This window comes from Waterburya sp. (genome assembly GCF_058530065.1).
This window is the reverse complement of the sequence record NZ_JBZNBU010000297.1, coordinates 1-4222: the sequence shown is the minus strand read 5'-3', so window position 1 is coordinate 4222 and position 4222 is coordinate 1. Positions and strand designations below refer to the sequence as shown.

General features: G+C 36.7%; 7 protein-coding genes and 1 pseudogene. 5 read left to right on the top strand and 3 right to left on the bottom strand.

The genetic code is table 11. The features are described from left to right. On the bottom strand, positions 1-434 hold a 434-nt coding region (locus tag AC33VI_RS17825), incomplete at its 3' end, for a TenA family protein (RefSeq protein WP_491783607.1). Between the two features lie 477 nt (positions 435-911). Here AC33VI_RS17825 and AC33VI_RS17820 point away from each other — a divergent pair. From AC33VI_RS17820 to AC33VI_RS17805, 4 genes and pseudogenes are all read left to right on the top strand, one after another. After that, positions 912-1115: a hypothetical protein gene (locus tag AC33VI_RS17820; protein WP_491783606.1), complete on the top strand. Its 204-nt coding sequence runs from the start codon at positions 912-914 to the stop codon at positions 1113-1115. Then, positions 1093-1422: pseudogene (locus tag AC33VI_RS17815) on the top strand (type II toxin-antitoxin system PemK/MazF family toxin). The gene AC33VI_RS17820 and the pseudogene AC33VI_RS17815 overlap by 23 nt, the downstream one beginning before the upstream one ends. 246 nt (positions 1423-1668) lie before the next feature. After that, a complete protein-coding gene (locus AC33VI_RS17810; protein WP_491783605.1) occupies positions 1669-2250 on the top strand; it encodes a Uma2 family endonuclease in 582 nt (193 codons plus the stop codon). A 456-nt stretch (positions 2251-2706) separates the two neighbouring features. After that, positions 2707-3276, top strand: coding sequence for a Uma2 family endonuclease (locus AC33VI_RS17805; protein ID WP_491783604.1), 570 nt, complete (start codon positions 2707-2709; stop codon positions 3274-3276). A 56-nt stretch (positions 3277-3332) separates the two neighbouring features. On the opposite strand, the gene AC33VI_RS17800 is transcribed toward AC33VI_RS17805, so the two are convergent. Together AC33VI_RS17800 and AC33VI_RS17795 are read right to left on the bottom strand one after the other, a co-directional pair. Next, the gene (locus AC33VI_RS17800) at positions 3333-3593 is read right to left on the bottom strand and encodes a type II toxin-antitoxin system RelE family toxin (protein ID WP_491783603.1); all 261 of its coding nucleotides are present in this window, start codon (positions 3591-3593) and stop codon (positions 3333-3335) included. 5 nt (positions 3594-3598) lie between these two features. Beyond that, the gene (locus AC33VI_RS17795; RefSeq protein ID WP_491783602.1) at positions 3599-3778 is read right to left on the bottom strand and encodes a hypothetical protein; all 180 of its coding nucleotides are present in this window, start codon (positions 3776-3778) and stop codon (positions 3599-3601) included. A gap of 77 nt (positions 3779-3855) precedes the next feature. Here AC33VI_RS17795 and AC33VI_RS17790 point away from each other — a divergent pair, with 77 nt between their 5' ends. Continuing rightward, positions 3856-4053, top strand: a complete 198-nt coding sequence (locus AC33VI_RS17790) for a hypothetical protein (protein WP_491783601.1) — start codon at positions 3856-3858, stop codon at positions 4051-4053. Positions 4054-4222: the final 169 nt, after the last annotated feature.

Here is a 4222-nt window from a genome sequence, read left to right as displayed (position 1 = left end):
TTGCCCACTTCTAAATAAATCCAAAAGCAAGGTAATACTGCTGCGACTGTTACGGCAAAAGTAGATTGATATGCTGTAGCGATTAAAAAGTTAGTGTAGTTCAAACAAGTAGGAGAAGGCTGTGCTTTTAAAGCATCTGTCGGATCGATGCCAAAATCGGCAAAAAACTCCTCGTGCAAGCTACGTTCGACAACAATTGCTTCTCGGACGCTGTTTGCAAATTGTAATTGCATATCTGGTTGGGGTGCTTTAGCAGATGCGATCGCCAAAACGCGGGCAAATTCTCCCAGATAGATCGCATCTTGAATCATGTAATGTTGGAATATTTGTTTATTTAAAGAACCCGCTTCCAGTTCTTTGACAAAAGGCATTTCTAAAATAGCTTGATAGATTTTATCAATATTTTTCCAAGCCTGAAGAGAAAATTGCACCATATTTTAGTTTTTCGATCTAGATAATCTGCAAGTAAACTTAGATATTATTACTCTCTGGTCGATCGCCTGAATTTATTATTTTAGATTAAAGCGGTTTGCATAACTAATTGATACAGACATTAATCTGTAGCGTGGGCATTGCCCACACTACTATTTAGCAAGCAGCGATCGTGTTTTGTCCCAGATTGAAACGCAAACCGCTGTAAAGCGATCGCATTTAATTGAAGAGATAAATTGGCATGAAGTAATGATGTTTTAGAGGTAGAGCGATCGCTTTAACCAAATTAAATAAGATAAAATATAATTCAATAATTAATTGTTGAGTTCAACGAAATGTTTGAAAGCTAACTTAGAAACCGATCGCTGATCGTATCCTAAAAGGGAAAGGCGATCTAGATTGCGATATTGTTTTAAAACTACAATATTAAACAAGCGATTCAGATCATAATTGCCTAAAAAATCAGAAAACTAAGATAAATGCTCAAAACTTTAATGGCGACTGTACGTCGAGGGAAAATAGAAATACTAGAAGGGCTAGAACTTCCAGAAGGAACAAAGGTTTTGATTACAGTATTACCTAACGATGAAGCGGAATTTTGGCAAAATGCCAGCCAAGAATCTCTAAACAAAGTTTGGGATAATCCAGAGGATGATATTTATGCCGAACTACTCAAGGAATAATGTTGTATTAGTTCGATATCCTTTTTCTGATTGATCTAATTCAAAAGTTAGACCTGCAATTATAGTCAATGCTAAACACATTTCTCAAGATATTTTTATAGTGCCTCTAACTAGTAAAACTAGCTCTTTACTTCCAGGAGAGTTTATTTTAGCTAAATGGCAAGCAGCAGGATTAAATGTACCTAGTGCAGTTAAAAGAGGTATTTATACTGTAAAACAAAATCTAGTAATTAAAACTATTGGTCAATTGCAGCAAGCTGATATTCAAAAGTTAGAAGACTCATTAAGAAGGTGGTTAGGATTATAAAATGATAATTTTGCGATCGCCCGACTTTATTATTTTAAATTACAGCGGTTTGCATAACTAATTGATACAGACGTTAATCTGTAGCGTGGGCATTGCCCACACTACTATTTAGCAAGCAGCGATCGCATTTAATTTAAGAAATGAAGAATGATGTTTTAGAGGCAGGCGATCGCTTTAACCAAATTAAATATTATAAAATATAATCCAATTCCTAAATTTTAGATGTTCTACATTTAACCATGGCAAATGACTGAAACCATAGACCTTAGAGCCTTAGCTAATCCCATCACAGATCGGCAATTTGAGCAATTGTGCGCTCAGAATCGAGATACGAAATTTGAGATGACTAGCCAAGGGAAATTAATCGTCATGTCACCAACGGGAAGTGAAAGTGGAAGGCAAAATGCTGACTTACTGACTCAAATTAGTATTTGGAATCGCCAAAATAAATTAGGGGTAGTATTTGATTCTTCTACTGGTTTTGCCCTGCCAAATGGTGCGAAGCGTTCTCCTGATGTTAGCTGGATCGAGATTTCCCGTTGGAATGAGTTAACTCAGAAACAAAAAAGAGGATTTGCCCCCATAGCCCCCGATTTCGTCCTAGAATTGCTCTCTCCTAATGATAGATTGCAGGATATCCAAATGAAAATGCAAGAATATTTAGGGTGTGGAGTTCAACTTGGTTGGCTAATTTATCCCGATGAAAGAAGAGTGGAAATTTATCGCTCAGGAGAAGAGGTAGAGATAGTTGACTTTTCTCAAGACTTATCAGGGGAAGATTTAATGCCAGGATTGGTTGTAGAGTTAGACCAAATCTTGGAAAGCTGACTTGGAAAGCGATCGAATCCTTGCCTTTACCATTTTGAAGGATTCTGGGGATGTAATTGGTCATTTTTCCAAGATAGAGGATTATCAACGATATATTGACGAATTTTATTTAATATGTTTGTAATAATTGCGCTGCCATAACGGTGTTCCTGGTGCATCACGCAAAATATTGATTTTTTTGGTCACGGCTGATTTAAAACCCGCCATCAATGACGATAACGATTTGGGTTTCATCTGTAGGGGCGAACGGCCGTTCGCGCCCACGGGATTATTGATGATGACAATTCCCTGGAAATGATTCGGCATCACAATCAATTCATTTAATTTAATTTATTGCCGAATGACGGACGATTTTTGCCATTAATCGGCGACAATTGCATCATATTGATTCAAACGTATCTGCAATATCGCCAAACAAACTTTGATTAGAATATAAATAATATTTCTCAAACTATTATGACTGCCGTAACCAATCAAGTTTTATACTCCTTTGAAGACTATTTGCAATGGGATGAAGATCCAGATAATCGTTATGAGTTGGTAGACGGAAAACTAGAATTAATGAATCCTCCCACCTTTCGCCATATTTTAATCTCAGACTTTATTCGAGATACTTTCAAAGCAGAAATAAATCGTCTCCAACTTCCTTGGATAGCTATGAGAGAAGGAGGAATAAGAACTGGGTGGCGTAAATCTCGCATCGCCGATCTTTACGTGGTGGAAAAAGAACAAATAATTAATTCTTTAGATGAATCGGGGATATTAGAAACACCACCCATACTAGTAGTAGAAGTAGTCAGTCCCGAATCTGTTAAAAGAGATTATCGTTATAAAAGATCTGAGTATGCAGCGTTGGGTATTAATGAATACTGGATTGCCGATCCTCTAGAACAACAGGTAACAATTTTAGTGTTGAATGAAGGTTTATATGATCAAACTGTTTTTACTTTAGATAAGGGTTTAGTTTCTCCCGCCTTTGCCGAAATTAACTTGATACCCCAACAAATTTTTCAGACAGAGGTATAAGGCGATCGCTTTGCAATTGAAGAGAGAAAAATACAAGTGCGAGCGAGCGAAAGTGCTTAACGATAGACATCTTTTCTGTGTCTTATTCTGGTAAAGACAATTTTTAGTTTTGAGTCATCAATTTCGTAAATTAATCTATACTCACCAACGCGACAGCGATATAAATTATCATTTCCTTTCAGCTTAATTACGCCCGAAACACGAGGTTCTTTTTTTAATTGTTCGACTTTATTAGCTACGCGCTGCTGTAACTCCAAAGGTAATTTCTTCAATTCTTTAGCTGCGGAAGATTTAAAGCTAATTTTGTATTCAGGCATAACTATTATTCATCTAGCCCAATTTCCGTTTTGAGTTCTTCCCAATCAATTTCTGCTTCATTTTGACGAGAACGAGAAACCATTGTGTCATAAAAGTCCTCCCACAAATCTCCCCATTCATTTAGGTCGATTAATACAGAAGTTTTTTCTCCTGCTTCGTTAACTAAAAACTGAACGCCTTCCATGATTGAATTTTCTTAATAGATAGCTTTACTAAATTTTACTAGTATTTCCTAGTCTATACATAACTTCATCCGATCAAATGCAGTACATAAATTACATTAATGCGATTGCTTGTCCGACGAATCTCGCTCGCAACATAGAAATACATAGAATTTTGGCTAAAGGCGATCGCCGTTCTCTTGCGGAATCTAAAGAGTGCGATCGCCACTACCATCTTGAAGGGTTATCTGGATGCAATTGGTCTATTGACCAAGATATGGGATTATTAACAATATAATGGCGAATTTTATCCATTGCATCCTGGTTGCGGATGATGTGTTCGTAATAATTGCGTTGTCATAATTTCGTTCCTGGTGCGTCGCGTAATATATTAATTTTTTTGGTGGTATTTGATTTGAATCCCGCCATTAATGATGATAATGATTTTGGTTTCATCCGTGGTGGGG